This is a genomic window from Burkholderia sp. AU32262, from assembly GCF_020419985.1.
Taxonomy (GTDB): domain Bacteria; phylum Pseudomonadota; class Gammaproteobacteria; order Burkholderiales; family Burkholderiaceae; genus Burkholderia; species Burkholderia semiarida.
This window is the reverse complement of record NZ_JAIZRS010000022.1, coordinates 103005-119738: the sequence shown is the minus strand read 5'-3', so window position 1 is coordinate 119738 and position 16734 is coordinate 103005. Positions and strand designations below refer to the sequence as shown.

Sequence of the window (16734 nt, the reverse complement as noted above, 5' to 3'; positions counted from 1 at the left end):
CGGGCGGCCAGCCCGTGCCCGGCGGCAGAACCGGGCGGGGCAATCGTACTACAGTCTCAGCGCACGACCTGTGCGAGCGCGCCCGACTTGTACTGCTCGGCGATCTTGTCGAGCGACACCGGCTTGATCTTCGCGGCCTGGCCTTCGCAGCCGAACGCGAGGTAACGGTCGACGCACACCTTCTTCGCCGCTTCGCGCGCGGGCTTCAGGTAGTCGCGCGGATCGAACTTGCCCGGGTTCTCGAACAGGTAGCGGCGGATCGCGCCGGTGATCGCGAGACGCAGGTCGGTGTCGATGTTGATCTTGCGCACGCCGTGCTTGATGCCTTCCTGGATTTCCTCGACCGGCACGCCGTAGGTTTCCTTCATGTCGCCGCCGAATTCGCGGATCTCGGCCAGCAGCTCCTGCGGCACCGACGACGAACCGTGCATCACGAGGTGCGTGTTCGGGATGCGCGCGTGAATTTCCTTGATGCGCTGGATCGACAGGATGTCGCCCGTCGGCTTCTTCGTGAACTTGTACGCGCCGTGCGACGTGCCGATCGCGATCGCGAGCGCATCGCACTGCGTGAGCTTCACGAAGTCGGCGGCCTGCTCCGGATCGGTCAGCAGTTGCTCGCGGGTCATCGTGCCTTCCGCGCCGTGGCCGTCTTCCTTGTCGCCCTTCATCGTCTCGAGCGAGCCGAGCACGCCGAGTTCGGCCTCGACCGTCACGCCGATCGAGTGCGCCATCTCGACGACCTTGCGCGACACGTCGACGTTGTACTCGTACGACGCGACCGTCTTGCCGTCGGCTTCGAGCGAACCGTCCATCATCACGCTCGTGAAGCCGCTGCGGATCGCGGCCATGCAGACCGCCGGCGACTGGCCGTGATCCTGGTGCATCACGACCGGGATGTGCGGATACGATTCGACCGCTGCTTCGATCAGGTGGCGCAGAAACGGCTCGCCCGCATACTTACGCGCGCCGGCCGATGCCTGCATGATCACGGGCGCGCCGACCTGGTCCGCCGCCGCCATGATCGCCTGAACCTGCTCCAGATTGTTCACGTTGAAGGCCGGCAGGCCGTAACCGTGCTCTGCCGCGTGGTCCAGCAATTGACGCATTGATACGAGAGGCATTGTGGAACTCCTTGGAATGAAAACCGGTGCGCCCTGACGCCGGCGCGGCGCTCGCTCCCGGCTGAACCGGGACGGCGCGGCGCGGCTGAGCGTCGAATAGCCGCATTTTATCGCGAAGCGCCTCCGATTCCGACCGCCCGGTGGCCCCCGCTCGCAATTTGTTACGTTCGCACGGCACAATCCGGCCAAAAAGGAGAAAAAAAGCCGCGCGGGGCTTCGGACCCCGCGCGGCTTGCGCGTAAAAAAACGGTGCCAGTTCGATTCCCGCCGACCCGGCCGTCGGCGCGCGGGCCGGCTCGAGAAGGCTCAGCCGGCGCTCAATAGTGCTCGCCGACCCGCACGATCTTCAGCGTGTTGGTGCCGCCCGCCTGCCCCATCGGCTCGCCGACGGTCAGCACGACCATGTCGCCGTGCTGCACGTAGCCCTGCTTCACGACGATCTCGAGCGCCGCCTGCAGCGCCGAATCGCGGTCGCTGTTGAAGTCGACGTGCAGCGGCGTCACGTTGCGGTACAGCGCCATCGTGCGCTCGCTGCCGACGCGCGGCGTCAGCGCGAAGATCGGCACGTGCGTGTAGTGACGCGACATCCACAGCGCGGTCGCGCCCGATTCGGTCAGCGCGATGATCGCCTTCGCGCCCAGGTGGTACGCGGTGAACAGCGCGCCCATCGCGATCGACTGGTCGATCCGCGTGAACGTACGGTCGAGGAAATCCTTGTCCAGTTCGACTTCTTCCGACTTTTCCGCCTCGACGCACACGGCCGCCATCGTCTCGATCGTGACGACCGGGTACTTGCCGGCGGCCGTCTCGGCCGACAGCATCACCGCATCCGTGCCGTCGAGCACCGCGTTCGCGACGTCCGACACTTCCGCGCGGGTCGGCACGGGCGCGTAGATCATCGATTCCATCATCTGCGTCGCGGTAATCACGAGCTTGTTCGACTCGCGCGCCATCCGGATCATCCGCTTCTGCAGCGCCGGCACGGCCGCATTGCCCACTTCCACCGCGAGATCGCCGCGCGCGACCATGATGCCGTCGGATGCGTCGAGGATGCTCTGCAGCGCCGGGATCGCCTCCGCGCGCTCGATCTTCGCGATCATCTTCGGCTTGATACCGTACGGCGCGCCCGCGATGTTCGCGAGCTGGCGCGCCATTTCCATGTCGGTCGCGTTCTTCGGGAACGACACCGCGACGAGGTCCGCGCCGAGCGACATCGCGGTGCGGATGTCTTCCATGTCCTTCGCGGTCAGCGCCGGGGCCGACAAGCCGCCGCCCTGGCGGTTGATCCCCTTGTTGTTCGACAGCTCGCCGCCCACCTTGACGATCGTGTGGATCTCGTCGCCGAGCACGCGCTCGACGGTCAGCACGATCAGGCCGTCGTTCAGCAGCAGCAGGTCGCCCGGCTTCAGATCGCGCGGCAGCTCCTTGTAGTCGAGGCCGACGCGCTCGTCGTTGCCGAGTTCGCAGCCCGCATCGAGGATGAACGGCTGCCCCGGCACGAGCGTGGTCTTGCCGTTCTCGAACTTGCCGACGCGGATCTTCGGGCCCTGGAGGTCGGCCATGATCGCGATCTCGCGGCCAACCTTGCGGGCGGCCTCGCGCACCATTTCGGCGCGCTGGCGGTGATCGTCGGCCGTGCCGTGCGAAAAATTGAGCCGCACGACGTCGAGGCCCGCCTGCATCATCTGCAGCAGAATCTCCGGCGAACTGGAAGCCGGGCCGATCGTGGCGACTATCTTGGTGGCGCGCTGCATGAAACTCCTCATCTGGATCAAGGTGGATGCGCTGGGTGAAACGCTGCGAGAGCCGGAAGCGGCAGGCCCAGCGGCCGCCGCTCCGGGGAGCGTGCCGGTGCTGGCGCCCGGCATCGCTTTGTTCTGAATCTCGTGGTGCTGCACGGCCGCGTCGCCGGCGGCCGCCGGTGCGCGCGGGGCGGTGTTCGCCCGCGCGGGCGCGCGTGTGCGCTTGCCCGCGCCGGCCGGCTGCTCCGCTTTCGCGGAGCGCGCGGCCTCCACCCCTGCGCGCGCCGCCACGCTCAGGCCGCCCGCGTTTCGAGCACTTCCACCGCCGGCAGCTTCTTCCCCTCGAGGAACTCGAGGAAGGCGCCGCCGCCCGTCGAGATGTAGCTGACCTGGTCGTGGATGCCGTACTTCGCGATGGCCGCGAGCGTGTCGCCGCCGCCCGCGATCGAGAACGCGGACGATTTGGCGATCGCTTCGGCGAGCGTCTTGGTGCCGTTGCCGAACTGGTCGAATTCGAACACGCCGACCGGACCGTTCCACACGATCGTGCCGGCCTTCTCGAGCTGGCTCGCGAGCGCCTTGGCCGTATCCGGGCCGATGTCGAGGATCATGTCGTCCGCTTCGATGTCGGCGACCTGCTTCACCGTGGCCGCGGCCGTCGGCGAGAATTCCTTGGCCGTCACGACGTCGGACGGGATCGGCACCGACGCGCCGCGCTCACGCGCTTCGTCGATGATCGCCTTCGCCTCGGCGACGAGATCGGCTTCCGCGAGCGACTTGCCGATCGACAGGCCGGCCGCGAGCATGAACGTGTTCGCGATGCCGCCGCCGACGATCAGCTGGTCGACCTTGCCGGCCAGCGACTTCAGGATGGTCAGCTTGGTCGACACCTTCGAACCCGCGACGATCGCCACCAGCGGGCGCGCCGGGTTGCCGAGCGCCTTGCCGAGCGCGTCGAGTTCGGCGGCCAGCAGCGGGCCCGCGCAGGCGACGGGCGCGTACTTCGCGATCCCGTGCGTGGTCGCTTCCGCGCGGTGCGCGGTGCCGAACGCGTCGTTCACGTACACGTCGCAGAGCTTCGCCATCTTCTGCGCGAGCTCGTCCGAATTCTTCTTCTCGCCCTTGTTCACGCGGCAGTTCTCGAGCAGCACGACCTGGCCCGGCGCGACGTTCACGCCGTTCTCGACCCAGTTCGACACCAGCGGCACGTCGCGGCCGAGCAGTTCGGCGAGACGCTTCGCGACCGGCGCGAGCGAGTCTTCCGGCTTGAATTCGCCTTCGGTCGGACGGCCGAGGTGCGACGTGACCATCACGGCCGCGCCGGCGTCGAGCGCGGCCTGGATGGCCGGCACGGACGCACGCACGCGCGTGTCCTCGGTGATGTTGCCGTGATCGTCCTGCGGGACGTTCAGGTCGGCGCGGATGAACACCCGCTTGCCGGCGAGCTGGCCGGCGGCGATCAGGTCGGTAAGACGCTTGACTTGGCTCATGTTGAACAGATTGAAGTAGTGGATGGGGAAAAGGGGTTCACGCTGGACGTGCGCGGGCTGCCGCGAAAGGGCGCCGGATGCGGCCGTGGCTGGCGGTTCGCATGACGCGCACGGGTCAAAATCTCGAACGGGCATTCTAGCCGATCCACCCGGCAGACTGACCCGTGCGGCGGCGAATTCCGCCTATTTGGGATGACGCGCCGGCAGCGACGCATTGCTGCAACGCAACAATGCGTGCGCGCAGCCGGACGGCACGCGCCGAACCGGAACGGCGGCCCATCAGAAGATCAGGCGCAGGAGGGTGAACACGAGCATCCCGACGACGATCGTGCCGAGCATGCTGCGCCGCCACAGAAACCAGCCGAGGCCGGCGAGCGCCGCGTAGAACGGATGGTTGGACAGCGCGAACGACAGCCCGGCCGGCGTTTCGAGCACATCGGGCAGCACGACGGCGACCAGCGCGGCGGCCGGCGCGTAGCGCAGCGCGCGCTGCGCGCGTTCGGGCAGCACGGTGCGCTCGCCGCCGATCAGGAACAGCGCGCGCGTGACGGCCGTGACGATCGTCATCCCGACGATGACGATCCAGATCTCGGTCGCGCTCATTCGATTTCCTTTTCATGCACGGTTTCGGTACGGATGCGCCGCCAGTCGGCCCGCTCGACGAAGAAGTCGGCCGTGCAGCCGGCCGCGAGCGCGGCGAGCACCGCAAGCGGCAGCGCGAGCCGGTACGGCAGGTCGAACGCGATCAGCGACACGATGCCCGCGACCGCGACCGCCGCGAGCGTCGAGCGGTTCGCGACCGCCGACACCATGATCGGAATCAGCGCGAGCGTGCCGGCCAGTTCCAGCCCCCAGCTCGCGGGAAAGACGCTCGCGAGCAGGATGCCGGCGAGCGACGACACCTGCCACGACGCCCAGCTCGCGAGCGCCATCCCCCAGAAATACGCTTCCTTGCCCGGCACGCGGCCGTACGCGAAGCCCTGTTTCTGGAACAGCAGGTAGATCACGTCGCCGTTGAAATAGCCGATCGCGAGACGCCGCCACAGCGGCAGGTAGGAGAAATGGGGCGCCAGCCCGGCGCTGAAGATCACGAAGCGCAGGTTGACCATCGCGGCCGTGAGCAGCACGGTCCAGATCGGCAGCTTCGCCGCGAGGAGCGGCAGCACGGCGAGCTGCGACGAGCCCGCGTAGACGAACAGCGACATCGCGCTCGCCTGCCCGAGCGTCATCACGGACTTGCTCATCGCGATGCCGGTGACGAGCCCCCAGGACAGGATCGCCATCAGTGTCGGGGAATAGTCGCGCGCGCCCTGAATCAGCGCGAAGCGGTCGGTGGCGGACAATCGAGCGAGCATGGGAAAGCGGGCCGCGGCGGGCGGTTCGTCGGGACGCCGGCGCCTCCTGCCGGTGCGGCCCGTCGTTATTGGAATCGGTACCGGACGATTATAGCGCCGGCTCCGTGCCGTCCGACCGGATCGCCCCCAAATGACGCTAAAATAAGCGTCTTTCCGGCTCAACGCTGCACACCACCCGCAGCACATCACCGCTTCCAGGAGAATCGTATGTCAATGGCCGACCGCGACGGCAAGATCTGGATGGACGGCAAGCTGATCGACTGGCGCGACGCCAAGATCCACGTCCTCACCCACACGCTGCACTACGGCATGGGCGTCTTCGAGGGCGTGCGCGCGTACAAGACGGCCGACGGCGGCACCGCGATCTTCCGCCTGCGCGAGCACACCAAACGTCTGCTGAATTCGGCGAAGATCTTCCAGATGGACGTGCCGTTCGACCGCGAAACGCTCGAAGCCGCGCAACTCGCGGTCGTGCGCGAGAACCGGCTCGAGTCGTGCTACCTGCGCCCGATCATCTGGGTCGGCTCCGAAAAGCTCGGCGTGGCCGCGAAGGGCAATACCATCCACGTCGCGATCGCCGCGTGGCCGTGGGGCGCATACCTCGGCGAGGACGGCCTCGCGAAGGGCATCCGCGTGAAGACGTCGTCGTTCACGCGCCACCACGTGAACGTGTCGATGGTGCGCGCGAAGGCGTCGGGCTGGTACGTGAACTCGATCCTCGCGAACCAGGAAGCAACGGCCGACGGCTACGACGAAGCGCTGCTGCTCGACGTCGACGGCTACGTGTCCGAAGGCTCCGGCGAGAACTTCTTCCTCGTGAACAACGGCAAGCTGTACACGCCGGATCTATCGTCGTGCCTCGACGGCATCACGCGCGACACGGTCATCACGCTCGCGAAGGACGCCGGCATCGAGGTCATCGAGAAGCGCATCACGCGCGACGAAGTCTACACGGCCGACGAGGCGTTCTTCACCGGCACGGCCGCCGAAGTCACGCCGATCCGCGAGCTCGACAACCGCACGATCGGCAGCGGCGCGCGCGGCCCCGTCACGGAAAAGCTCCAGTCGGCGTTTTTCGATATCGTGTCTGGCAAGAACGCGAAGTACGCGCACTGGCTGACGAAGGTCTGAGCGCGCCGCGCCACCGACCGCCCCACACACAGAGTGACAAGAGAAAGTCTCATGAGCGAAATCAAGGAAATGCCGCTGGTCGAGCTGACGGCCAAGGATCTCCCCGCCTACTGCCCGAACCCGGCCATGACGCGCTGGAACGCGCACCCGCGCGTGTTCATCGACGTGTCGCACGGCGAGGCGCGCTGCCCGTACTGCGGCACGCGCTACAAGCTGCGCGACGGCGAGGTCGTCAAGGGCCACTGAGCCCCGGCGCCGGGCCTCACGGCCCGCCGACCCGCAAGGCGGCGCAGCCGGACGCCCGGCGCGCCGCCCTTTCCCATTCTGGCAACCCGAACGCGGCGCCCGCGCGCCGTGCTTCATTACGACATCGGAAGTCGACCTGATGCGTCGAGCGCTGGTTATCGCACCGAACTGGATCGGTGACGCATTGATGGCGCAGCCGCTTTTTGCGCTGCTGAAGAAACTCCATCCCCGCATCGCGATCGATGCCGTCGCACCGTCGTGGGTCGCGCCCGTGCTCGAGCGGATGCCCGAGATCCACGATGTCCACGCGACCGATCTCGCGCACGGCAAGCTGCAGCTGCTGCGCCGCTGGCAGCTCGCGAGCGACCTGCGCGACGTCGGCTACGACGCGGCGTACGTGCTGCCGAATTCGCTGAAGTCCGCGGTGATCCCGTGGCTCGCGAACATCCCGCTGCGGATCGGCTATACGGGCGAGCACCGCTACGGGCTGCTGAACGTGCGGCACGCGAACCCCGACAAGTCGGGCGAGCGGCCGCCGATGACCACCCACTACGCGGCGCTCGCGTACGCGCCGGGCGCGAAGCTGCCCGAGTCGATGAAAACCCTGCCCGCGCCGCGCCTCGACGCCGACCTGAACGAGACGGCGCGCGTGTCCGCACGTTTCAATCTCGATACACGCAAGCCGCTCGTCGTGTTCTGCCCGGGCGCCGAATACGGCCCGGCCAAGCGCTGGCCGCCCGAGCACTTCGCGTCGCTCGCGACCATCGTCCATCAATCGTTCCCGTATACGCAGATCGTCGCGCTCGGCTCGCAGAAGGACGCCGCGGCCGCGCAGGCGATCGCCGACCACGCGCCGAACGTGCGCAACCTGTGCGGGCAGACGTCGTTGTCCGAGGCGTGCGCGCTGATCGCGCGCGCGAACGCCGTCGTCACCAACGATTCGGGGCTGATGCACGTCGCGGCCGCGTTGCGCCGGCCGCTCGTCGCGTTGTACGGATCGACCGATCCGCGCCATACCCCTCCGCTGTCGGACCTGGCGAAGGTACAATGGTTACATCTCGAATGCAGTCCCTGCTTCGAACGCGAGTGCCCGCTCGGCCACCTGAAGTGCCTGCGCGAACTCGGTCCCGAGCAGGTATTCGGCGATTTGCGCGGCATGCTCGTCGGGCAGCGCTGACCCTGGCCGGCAGCGTCGCACGGCGCGCCGGGCAATCCGATTCACCGGTGTGCGGCGGCTCCATCCGGGCCGCCGCGCTGAATACGGCGCGCGACGCGCGCGAGAGACAACCCCGATGCCACGTTTTGCCCGCCTCTTCGAAGCCGCTGCCGATACGCTGAACGCCTACTACCAGGCCGTCGCGGATGCCAATCTCGACGCGCTGCTGGCGTTGTGGATCGACGAGGATTTCGCCAGCTGCGTATGGGCGGACGGCGAGCATCTGCACGGCCTCGACCAGATCCGCGGCGGGCTCGCCAACCGGCTCGCGACGCGCCCGGTCACGATCGAGCCGCTCGACATCCGCGTGTACGACAGCCTCGGCACGGTCGTCTATACGATCGCCGAAGCGCATCAGCAGGCCGACCTGACGGCCGAACCCGACATGGTTTTCGCGACGTACGTGATGATCCACGAACGTGGCGAGTGGCGGATCGCGCACATCCACGCGAGCCCGATTCCCGAACAGGCGGCCGGACAATTCGCCGCGAAGATCCGTCACGGGCAGGGTCCGCTGCACTGACGAAAAACGAAGCAACGCATTAGCGGGGCGATCATGAGTACGGCTTCTCCGCCCACCTCGCCGCTGACCGGGGCCCCGGCCCCCGCCGACGACACACTGCGCTATCGCGCACCGCGCTGGCTACCCAACAGCCATGTGCAAACCATCGTGCCCGCGCTGTTCGCGCGGCGTCCGGTTGTCGCCTACCGGCGAGAGCGATGGGAAACGCCCGATCACGACTTCATCGATCTCGACTGGGTCGCGCACCTCGACAGCGCGGCGCCGGCGCCCGACGCGCCGCTGTTCGTGCTGTTCCACGGCCTCGAAGGGAGCTCCGGCTCGCACTACGCGCTCGCGATGATGGCCGCCGCGCGCGCGAAGGGCTGGCACGCCGTCGTCCCGCACTTTCGCAGTTGCAGTGGCGAGATCAACCGCCAGCCGCGCTTCTACCATCTGGCGGACAGCGCCGAGGTCGACTGGATCCTGCGCCGGCTCGCCGGGCAGCATCGCGGGCCGCTGGTCGCGGCCGGCGTATCGCTCGGCGGCAACGTGCTGCTGCGCTGGCTCGGCGAGCATCGCAGCGACACGTCGATCGTGCGCGCCGCCGCCGCGATCTCGACGCCGATCGACGTGCACGCGGGCGGCCGCGCGCTGTCGCAGGGGTTCGCGATGGTCTACACGCGCAGCTTCCTGAAGACGCTGAAACGCAAGGGACTCGCGAAGCTCGAGCAGTATCCGGGGCTGTTCGACCGCGATGCGATGCTGCGGGCCGTGACGATGCGCGACTTCGACGAAGTCGTGACCGCACCGCTGCACGGCTTCGCGAACGCGGACGACTACTGGACACAGGCCACGACCCGCCCGCTGCTGCGCGCGATCGACGTGCCCACGCTGCTGCTCAACGCGCGCAACGATCCGTTCCTGCCCGAGTCCGCACTGCCGGGCGCCGCCGACGTGTCGCCGGCCGTCGAGCTCGACCAGCCCGCGCACGGCGGCCATGCGGGCTTCATGACCGGCCCGTTCCCCGGCCGCCTCGACTGGCTGTCGGCGCGGGTGTTCGGTTATTGCTCGAAATTCGTCGACCATGGATGACATCGTCAGGCAGGCGCTCGCCAAATGGCCGAACGTGCCGCATTGCACCGGCTGGCTGCTGCTCGACCGGCGCGGCACATGGCGGCTGCGCGACGACGCGGCGCAGGCGGCCGGCGAGCTCGGCTCGCCGGTCCGGCATGCGGCGCTGAACGCGTTCATCGGCCGCAACTACGCATGCGACGCGCAGGGCCAGTGGTTCTTCCAGAACGGGCCGCAGCGCGTATACGTCGAACTCGCCTATACGCCGTGGATCGTGCGGCTCGCCGAACGCGACGGGCAGCTCGCGCTCACCGACCAGACGGGCGCCCCGTTCGAACCGGACGCAGCCTGGCTCGACGACGGCGGCGGCGTGCTGTTTCGCGAGGCCGGCACACCCCCGCGCATCGCGGCGCTGCACGACCACGATCTCGGGCTATTCGCCGATCACGCGGATTTCGATGCCGAGCCGCCCGTGCTGCGCTGGCGCGACGGCCGCACGCTGCCGCTCGGCAGCATCGCCTGCGCCGACGTGCCCGCGCGGTTCGGCTACGTCGCGAGCCCGGCGCGCCACGCACGCGACGCCGCCGGCAGCGGCAACTGACCCGCCGCGGCGCCGTCGGCGTTCGCCCCTTGGCGGCCGCTACCCGCGGCCGTTCTTCTCGTCGTCGCGCTCTTCCTTGTAGCGCGCCTCGAATTCCAGCAGCCGCGCGCCGATGATCGACTGCTCGTAGAACGACACGTCCTTCGCATCGCGCGCTTCCTTCAGTTGCCGGATCGCCGACGGCCACGCGCCGTCGAGCGCCAGTTTCTCCGCCAGCGCCCGGCGCCGCGCGAGCACGTCGCCCTTGCCGTCGCTCGCCTTCGCGAGGTAATCCCACCAGTCCGGCTGTTCGGGGTCGGCCTTCGCTTGCGCCCGGGCGAGCGTCTGCGCTTCGGCGAAACGGCGCGCGGCGAGCAGCGCCTGCAGGTGCGCGACGATCGCCGCGTGCGACGCCGGCCAGCGCCGCTGCGCGAGCGCCGAGAGCCGCACCGCGTCGTCGGTGCGGCCCGCGCGGCGGGCGATGTCGGCGGCCAGCACGTCGAGGCTCGGCGAACTCGTCGCCGGATCGTCGTCGCGCCGCTCGCGCGCATCGAACGCGCCGCGCGCCGACGCGAGCGCCTTGTCCGCCGTGTCGTACTGGCCGAGCAGCGTGTTCGCGAGCGCGATGCCGTACCAGTTCGCCGCGACGTTCGGCGCGGTGCGATCGTCGATCTCGAGCTGCATCCGCCGCGCCTCGGCCGAGATGTCGGTCGGCGCCCGGTTCTGCAGCACGCGAAGACGCGCACGCACGAACCCGTATTCGGCCGACTGGCGCGGCTGCCGGTACGGCGCGCGGCGCGCGCGATCTTCCATGTCCGCAATCCGCTCGCCGGTCAGCGGGTGCGTGCGCGCATAGGCCGGCACGCCCGCATCGCCCATCGACGCGCGGTCGAGCCGCTCGAAGAAGCCCGGCATCCCGTACGGGTCGTAGCCGGCGCCTGCGAGCAGCTGGAAGCCGACGCGATCGGCCTCCCGCTCGGCCGACCGCGAGAAGCGCAACTGGTTGTCGACCGCATACGCCTGCCCGCCCATCGCGATCGCGCTGCCGAGATCGCCGCTGCGCGCGAGCACGCCGGCCAGCACGCCGAGCAGCATCGTCGCGAGCGCCGTGTAGCCGGTCTTCTCGTTCGCGCCGATCATCCGGGCGATGTGCCGCTGCAGCACGTGGCCCATCTCGTGGCCGACCACCGATGCGAGCTCCGATTCCGTCTGCGTCGTCACCACCAGCCCGCTGTTGATCCCGATGAAGCCGCCCGGCATCGAGAACGCGTTGATCTGCGGATCGCGTACCGCGAACAGGTCGAAGTCCGGCGTGTAGCCGCCGATGTAGCGCGCGGCCGCCGCGGCCGCGAGCCGCGCCGCCATCGCGTTCAGGTAGTCGCGCACGAGCCAGTCGTCGAGATAGTCGGGATCGCGCCGCACTTCGCGCATCACGCGCTCGCCGAGCCGGCGCTCGGCTCGCGGCGTCAGCGAACCGCCGGAGCCATCGCCGAGATCGGGCAGCTCCAGTGCACGCAGCGGCGCGCGCAGGCTCGCGACGGGCGCCGACGCACCGGCCACGCCCGAGAACCGGCTCTCCGCGCCGCCGTATGTACCGAACACGCCGGTCGCGATGCCGGACGGCACGGTGGAAATCGACGTCCCGCCGCCAGCCGCCGGCTCGAGCGGTGGCGCGGATGCGCTCTGAGCATGGCCGCCCGGCGGCAGCGCGAGCGCCGCCGACAGCGACACAGCAAGCAACTGTTTGACACGCATGGCAGGATGAAAACGACGCCGTCCCGCGCGAGCGGTGCGCATCGCGGCGTTTGGTCTGAATATTCGGGTCATTGTACCGGCGCCGCGACGACTGTCCCGTGCCGCGCGTGCGTCATCTGCGCCCCCGGCGACGCAGACGCCGCTGCTATGATAGGCGCCCGTCGCGAGGCTGGATCGGTTCGCCGCGTCGGCATGGGTTCCGGTACCCGGCCGATCGCGAAGCAGCGATCGACGGACGTGCGCGCGCACTCCGTTCTCACAAGAGGAAGACATGTCAGGACTCACCCATTTCGATGCCGCCGGCCATGCGCACATGGTCGACGTCGGCGACAAGCAGGAAACCCGGCGCATCGCGATCGCGCGGGGCACGATCCGGATGCTGCCGGCCACGTTCGCGCTGATCCGCGACGGCAAGGCCAAGAAAGGCGACGTGCTCGGCGTCGCGCGCATCGCGGCGATCCAGGGTGCGAAGCGCACGGCCGACCTCATCCCGCTGTGCCACCCGCTCGCGCTCACGCGCGTGGCCGTCGACTTCGAACTCGACGACGCGCTGCCAGCCGTGCATTGCGTCGTGCAGGTCGAGACGTTCGGCCGGACCGGCGTCGAGATGGAAGCGCTGACGGCCGTCCAGGTCGGGCTGCTGACCGTCTACGACATGTGCAAGGCCGTCGATCGCGGAATGGTGATCACCGACGTGAGCGTGCGGGAGAAACGCGGCGGGAAGTCGGGGGACTGGAAGGCGGAAGACGCGGCGGGCTGAACGGCCGGGCGCGGCCGGCCCGCAAATTCGAGATAAAGCCGTTTATCTCATACAATTACCGGATTCCGCACGAGAGAGCGTGCGAACCAGCAAAACAGCACAACAAAGCGAGCCCTGGTGATGAATTCGCAAGCGTCAAGAAGCGCGTTGCTGGCCGGACCGGTCCAGCACGAGCGCCTCGTCAAGCTGGATACCCCGCTCGGCCCTGACGTCCTGTTGCCGCAGCGGGTCACGGGCCGGTCGCGGCTCGGACGCCATTTCGAGTTCACCGTCGATACCGTGTCGGTATCCGACGACGTCGAACTCAAGAAACTGATCGCGCAGCCGGTGACGCTGTGGATCCAGCAGGCCGACCAATCGTACGCGCCACACCACGGCTACGCGCATGCGGTCCGCCGGCTCGGATCGGGCAGCGGCCTCACGCACTATCAGGTCGTTTTTGCGTCGTTCCTGCACTTCCTGAAATTCCGCCGCGATCAGCGGATCTGGCAGGACCGGTCGGCAGACGACATCATCGCCGACGTGTTGAACCAGCACCCGCAGGCCAAGGGCCGCTTCACGTTCAAGCTCTTCCAGCCGCTGCCGTCGCGCTCGTTCTGCATGCAATACGAGGACGACTGGAATTTCGTCCATCGCCTGATGGAATCGGAAGGCCTGTACGGTTTCTGGGAACAGGACGACGACGGCAAGTCGCACCGGCTCGTCATCGTCGATCGCCTCGATGCGTTGCCCGCGCTGTCGCCGCGAACCGTGCGCTTTCATCACGCGGGCGCGGGCGACGAAGCCGACACGCTCGTCCAGTTCACCGGTACGCGCACGCTGCGAAGCGTCGCGCGCACTACCCGCACGTTCGACTACAAGCAGCCGCCCACCGCGTCGAATCCGAAGGCCACTCACACGCCGACGATCGCGAACCAGGGCGACCTGCCGGGGCAACTCGAAGTCTACGAATACACGGGTGCTTACACGTATCCCGAACAGTCGCGCGGCGACCATCTATCGAAGATCTGGATGGAGGAACAGGAATCGCACGCCAAGCGCTTTCACGGTGTCGGCGGCGTGCGACGCATGGACGCGGGACGCACGTTCGAGTTCGCCGATCATCCCGAACACGACAAGGACGATGCCGGTCAACGCGAATTCGCCGTGATCGAGACGACGTGGGTCATCGTCAACAACCTGCCCGTGGCCGACGAGTCGGCCGTTTTCCCGCACAGCCTGCAGGCCGAAATCGGCCGCCTCATTCGGGAAACCGATAACGACCTGTCGCGCGTGCGGCATCCCGACGGCAGCGAGGGCTTCTTTCAGATCCGCATCGAAGCGCAGCGCACGACGGTGCCGTTCCGCAGCCCGTTCGAGCATGCGAAGCCGCCGATGCACCTGCAATCGGCGATCGTCGTCGCCCCGCAGGGCGAAGAGGTTCACACGGACGAGCTCAACCGGGTCAAGGTCCGATTCCACTGGGACCGCTTGAACGACGGCGACGAAAAGGCGTCGTGCTGGCTGCGCGCCACGGCGTCCGATTCGGGCAATGGCTACGGCGCCGTTCACCCGCACCGCGCCGGCGAGGAAGTGCTGGTCGATTTCCTCGGCGGCGACTGCGATCGCCCGATCGTCGTCGGCAAGGTCTACAACGGCGCGACGCGTCCGCAATGGCACAGCAACGGGCTCCTGTCCGGATACCGGTCAAAGGAATATGCGGGCGCCGGCTACAACCAGCTGGTGCTCGACGACGCGACCGCACAGAACCGCGTGCACCTGTACAGCAGCCAGGCCAACACGCACTTGCACCTCGGCTACCTGATCGACCACACGGGCAACAACCGCGGCAGCTATCTCGGCAGCGGCTTCGACCTGCGTTCCGACGCATACGGCGCGGTGCGCGCGAACCGCGGGCTGTATGTGACGACGCATCCGAAGCAGGCGGCAAGCCAGCCGCTCGACGTCGACGAGACGCGGGAGCAGCTCATGCGCGCGCAAGGGCTGATCGACGCCATGTCGCAGGTCAGCGCGCAGCATCAGGGCGAATCGCTCGACCCCGGCCACACGGCGCTAAAGCAGTTCAGCGATGCGACGCAGCACAGCGTGAGCGGCAGCAGCGCCGGCGGCAGGACCGCAGGTGGCGGAACCGGCTCGGCCAATGCGTTCAAGGAGCCCGTGATGCTGTTCGGCAGCCCGGCCGGCATCGGGCTGTCCACGCAGCAATCCGCGCAATTTGCCGCGGACCAGCACATCAACCTCGTCAGCGGGCAAAGCACGCACGTCGCCGCCGGCAAATCGCTGATCGCCAGCGTCCTCGACCGGATCAGCCTGTTCGCGCAGAACGCGGGGATGAAGCTGTTCGCCGGCAAGGGCAAGGTCGAGGTGCAGGCGCAGGCGGACAACATCGAGCTGACCGCGCAGAAGGCGCTGAAGCTGATCGCCGTCACGCAATCGGTCGAAGGCGCCGCGGCGAAGGAGATCCTGCTGACGTCCGGCGGCGCTTATATCCGCATCGCGGACGGCAACATCGAGGTGCACGCGCCCGGCAAGATCGACATCAAGGGCGCGCAGCATGCGTTCAGCGGCCCCACCCACCTGTCGCAAACGATGCCGACGCTGCCGAACTCCAGCGGCAACTACGACCAGGCGTTCATCGCGCACTGGGCCGGCACCGACATTCCGGTCGCGAACACGCGGTACCAGATGTTCTCGAACGGCAAGCTGATCTCGGAGGGCGTCACCAACGCGGCAGGCGAGACGGGGCTCACGCAGAGCCACGTGCCGCACGACGTCGTCGTCAAGTTTCTGGGGAAATCGAATGGCTGACGGACAACACGACAAGGTGCTCGGGACAGGTGCGGCGATGCTCACCCCGACGGGATACCAGGATCGGCCGAAGGTGCAGATCAACATCTGCGACAAGCATGTGACGCCGGCGGCGGATTCCATTATTGGAACCTGTCCGTACTACTACCGGCCACTGCATGGCGAATACTGGGAGACGGTCGAAAAGGTCAGCACGTCGAGTATTTGGGCGACCGTCAAGAAATTCGCGACGTCATGGGATCCGTGGAAAGACACGAAAGTTGCCCGTGACCTGCTGCATCGGCGGGAGAACCTGATACAAGCCGAAAGCACCGATTCCGACTGGTCCCGCCACGGCAATTTCATGATGCGTCATATCGGGTGCGGGCATAAGCCGCCGGGATATTACGTGAGTTACGGTTACTACTACTGCTCGAATTACGGTAAATACCTGCTTCCGCAATTGAGCGACAAGGGCAAGGCGTGGCTTGCGAGCGCACGCTGGTTCCTGCAGCATTACCTGGAACAAGGTTTGCAGCAGAACATGCGCGGCGACACCATTTCGATCCGGGGCAAGAAGCCGAACAGCGGAAGCTGCTCGATGAACGTGCCGCAGTACTCGCTCGAACTGGACGACGACACCTTCAAGACATACGCGTTCAAGACCCACCCTCTCGCCTATCTCGACGGCGGTCTGGCCGGGCTCGGGCCTGTCGACATGTACTATATCCTCAAGCAACCTAACGCCCAGGAATGGGGCGATGTGAGGACGTTCTCCCAGGCATTCGACAGTGGTGTCGGCGTGGGCAAGCAATACGTCGACAATACCGTGGAATATGCAAAAAAGGCCGGTGATGCCGTCAACGAACATGTCATCGACCCTGTTGCACAGGCAATCGAAAAACTGATGCCGAAATGAAATGACGAAAAAATCCGTGAAGCTGTCGCTGGTTGCGGCAGTCGTGCTCATTGTCTTGA

General features: G+C 67.5%; 16 protein-coding genes. 10 read left to right on the top strand and 6 right to left on the bottom strand.

Annotation, left to right across the window (positions count from 1 at the left end):
- Nucleotides 1–56: 56 nt before the first annotated feature.
- Both fba and pyk read right to left on the bottom strand, forming a co-directional pair.
- Nucleotides 57–1121: a class II fructose-bisphosphate aldolase gene (fba, locus tag LGN10_RS24665; protein ID WP_059578563.1), complete on the bottom strand. Its 1065-nt coding sequence runs from the start codon at nt 1119–1121 to the stop codon at nt 57–59.
- Between the two features lie 317 nt (nt 1122–1438).
- On the bottom strand, nt 1439–2875 hold the full coding sequence (pyk, locus tag LGN10_RS24660; RefSeq protein ID WP_050014704.1) for a pyruvate kinase: 1437 nt from the start codon (nt 2873–2875) through the stop codon (nt 1439–1441).
- Between pyk and LGN10_RS33575 the strand changes: the two genes are divergently transcribed.
- A complete protein-coding gene (locus tag LGN10_RS33575) occupies nt 2874–3002 on the top strand; it encodes a hypothetical protein (RefSeq protein WP_023476234.1) in 129 nt (42 codons plus the stop codon). The genes pyk and LGN10_RS33575 overlap by 2 nt on opposite strands.
- Nucleotides 3003–3156: 154 nt before the next feature.
- Here the strand turns inward: LGN10_RS33575 and LGN10_RS24655 are convergent, their stop codons facing one another.
- The 3 genes from LGN10_RS24655 to LGN10_RS24645 form a co-directional block, all read right to left on the bottom strand.
- Nucleotides 3157–4353, bottom strand: coding sequence for a phosphoglycerate kinase (locus tag LGN10_RS24655; RefSeq protein WP_059578566.1), 1197 nt, complete (start codon nt 4351–4353; stop codon nt 3157–3159).
- 279 nt (nt 4354–4632) lie between these two features.
- Nucleotides 4633–4956, bottom strand: a complete 324-nt coding sequence (locus LGN10_RS24650) for an AzlD domain-containing protein (protein WP_059578569.1) — start codon at nt 4954–4956, stop codon at nt 4633–4635.
- The gene (locus LGN10_RS24645) at nt 4953–5708 is read right to left on the bottom strand and encodes an AzlC family ABC transporter permease (protein ID WP_059578571.1); all 756 of its coding nucleotides are present in this window, start codon (nt 5706–5708) and stop codon (nt 4953–4955) included. The genes LGN10_RS24650 and LGN10_RS24645 overlap by 4 nt, the downstream gene beginning before the upstream one ends.
- Before the next feature lie 207 nt (nt 5709–5915).
- Here LGN10_RS24645 and LGN10_RS24640 point away from each other — a divergent pair, with 207 nt between their 5' ends.
- From LGN10_RS24640 to LGN10_RS24615, 6 genes are all read left to right on the top strand, one after another.
- Nucleotides 5916–6839: a branched-chain amino acid transaminase gene (locus tag LGN10_RS24640; protein ID WP_011546109.1), complete on the top strand. Its 924-nt coding sequence runs from the start codon at nt 5916–5918 to the stop codon at nt 6837–6839.
- A gap of 51 nt (nt 6840–6890) precedes the next feature.
- A complete protein-coding gene (locus tag LGN10_RS24635; RefSeq protein ID WP_006482499.1) occupies nt 6891–7085 on the top strand; it encodes a zinc-finger domain-containing protein in 195 nt (64 codons plus the stop codon).
- A gap of 139 nt (nt 7086–7224) precedes the next feature.
- Nucleotides 7225–8262: a lipopolysaccharide heptosyltransferase II gene (gene waaF, locus LGN10_RS24630; RefSeq protein WP_059578574.1), complete on the top strand. Its 1038-nt coding sequence runs from the start codon at nt 7225–7227 to the stop codon at nt 8260–8262.
- Nucleotides 8263–8377: 115 nt separating this feature from the next.
- Entirely contained in the window at nt 8378–8824 is a 447-nt protein-coding gene (locus LGN10_RS24625) for a nuclear transport factor 2 family protein (RefSeq protein ID WP_006477934.1), read from the top strand.
- Between the two features lie 33 nt (nt 8825–8857).
- On the top strand, nt 8858–9895 hold the full coding sequence (locus LGN10_RS24620; RefSeq protein WP_059578575.1) for a hydrolase: 1038 nt from the start codon (nt 8858–8860) through the stop codon (nt 9893–9895).
- Nucleotides 9888–10475 (top strand): DUF2946 family protein, encoded by a 588-nt coding sequence (locus LGN10_RS24615; protein ID WP_060966706.1) that lies wholly within the window; start codon nt 9888–9890, stop codon nt 10473–10475. Before LGN10_RS24620 ends, LGN10_RS24615 begins: the two co-directional genes overlap by 8 nt.
- Nucleotides 10476–10514: 39 nt before the next feature.
- Here the strand turns inward: LGN10_RS24615 and LGN10_RS24610 are convergent, their stop codons facing one another.
- Nucleotides 10515–12209 (bottom strand): M48 family metalloprotease, encoded by a 1695-nt coding sequence (locus tag LGN10_RS24610; protein ID WP_226225282.1) that lies wholly within the window; start codon nt 12207–12209, stop codon nt 10515–10517.
- Between the two features lie 271 nt (nt 12210–12480).
- Between LGN10_RS24610 and moaC the strand changes: the two genes are divergently transcribed.
- From moaC to LGN10_RS24595, 3 genes are all read left to right on the top strand, one after another.
- On the top strand, nt 12481–12969 hold the full coding sequence (gene moaC / locus LGN10_RS24605; protein ID WP_059643063.1) for a cyclic pyranopterin monophosphate synthase MoaC: 489 nt from the start codon (nt 12481–12483) through the stop codon (nt 12967–12969).
- Nucleotides 12970–13089: 120 nt separating this feature from the next.
- Complete coding sequence (locus tag LGN10_RS24600; protein WP_226225281.1) at nt 13090–15777, top strand: type VI secretion system Vgr family protein; 2688 nt, start codon at nt 13090–13092, stop codon at nt 15775–15777.
- Nucleotides 15770–16675 (top strand): hypothetical protein, encoded by a 906-nt coding sequence (locus tag LGN10_RS24595; protein ID WP_059643057.1) that lies wholly within the window; start codon nt 15770–15772, stop codon nt 16673–16675. Before LGN10_RS24600 ends, LGN10_RS24595 begins: the two co-directional genes overlap by 8 nt.
- The last annotated feature ends 59 nt before the right edge of the window (nt 16676–16734 follow it).

Excerpts from the sequence above, each read along its gene's own strand:
- fba (WP_059578563.1), bottom strand. The coding sequence starts at position 1,121 with ATGCCTCTCGTATCAATGCGTCAATTGCTGGACCACGCGGCAGAGCAC.
- LGN10_RS33575 (WP_023476234.1), top strand. The coding sequence starts at position 2,874 with ATGAAACTCCTCATCTGGATCAAGGTGGATGCGCTGGGTGAAACGCTG.
- LGN10_RS24600 (WP_226225281.1), top strand. The coding sequence starts at position 13,090 with ATGAATTCGCAAGCGTCAAGAAGCGCGTTGCTGGCCGGACCGGTCCAG.
- LGN10_RS24620 (WP_059578575.1), top strand. The coding sequence starts at position 8,858 with ATGAGTACGGCTTCTCCGCCCACCTCGCCGCTGACCGGGGCCCCGGCC.
- LGN10_RS24650 (WP_059578569.1), bottom strand. The coding sequence starts at position 4,956 with ATGAGCGCGACCGAGATCTGGATCGTCATCGTCGGGATGACGATCGTC.
- LGN10_RS24615 (WP_060966706.1), top strand. The coding sequence starts at position 9,888 with ATGGATGACATCGTCAGGCAGGCGCTCGCCAAATGGCCGAACGTGCCG.
- LGN10_RS24635 (WP_006482499.1), top strand. The coding sequence starts at position 6,891 with ATGAGCGAAATCAAGGAAATGCCGCTGGTCGAGCTGACGGCCAAGGAT.
- LGN10_RS24640 (WP_011546109.1), top strand. The coding sequence starts at position 5,916 with ATGTCAATGGCCGACCGCGACGGCAAGATCTGGATGGACGGCAAGCTG.
- LGN10_RS24595 (WP_059643057.1), top strand. The coding sequence starts at position 15,770 with ATGGCTGACGGACAACACGACAAGGTGCTCGGGACAGGTGCGGCGATG.
- LGN10_RS24655 (WP_059578566.1), bottom strand. The coding sequence starts at position 4,353 with ATGAGCCAAGTCAAGCGTCTTACCGACCTGATCGCCGCCGGCCAGCTC.
- LGN10_RS24625 (WP_006477934.1), top strand. The coding sequence starts at position 8,378 with ATGCCACGTTTTGCCCGCCTCTTCGAAGCCGCTGCCGATACGCTGAAC.
- waaF (WP_059578574.1), top strand. The coding sequence starts at position 7,225 with ATGCGTCGAGCGCTGGTTATCGCACCGAACTGGATCGGTGACGCATTG.
- pyk (WP_050014704.1), bottom strand. The coding sequence starts at position 2,875 with ATGCAGCGCGCCACCAAGATAGTCGCCACGATCGGCCCGGCTTCCAGT.
- LGN10_RS24610 (WP_226225282.1), bottom strand. The coding sequence starts at position 12,209 with ATGCGTGTCAAACAGTTGCTTGCTGTGTCGCTGTCGGCGGCGCTCGCG.
- moaC (WP_059643063.1), top strand. The coding sequence starts at position 12,481 with ATGTCAGGACTCACCCATTTCGATGCCGCCGGCCATGCGCACATGGTC.
- LGN10_RS24645 (WP_059578571.1), bottom strand. The coding sequence starts at position 5,708 with ATGCTCGCTCGATTGTCCGCCACCGACCGCTTCGCGCTGATTCAGGGC.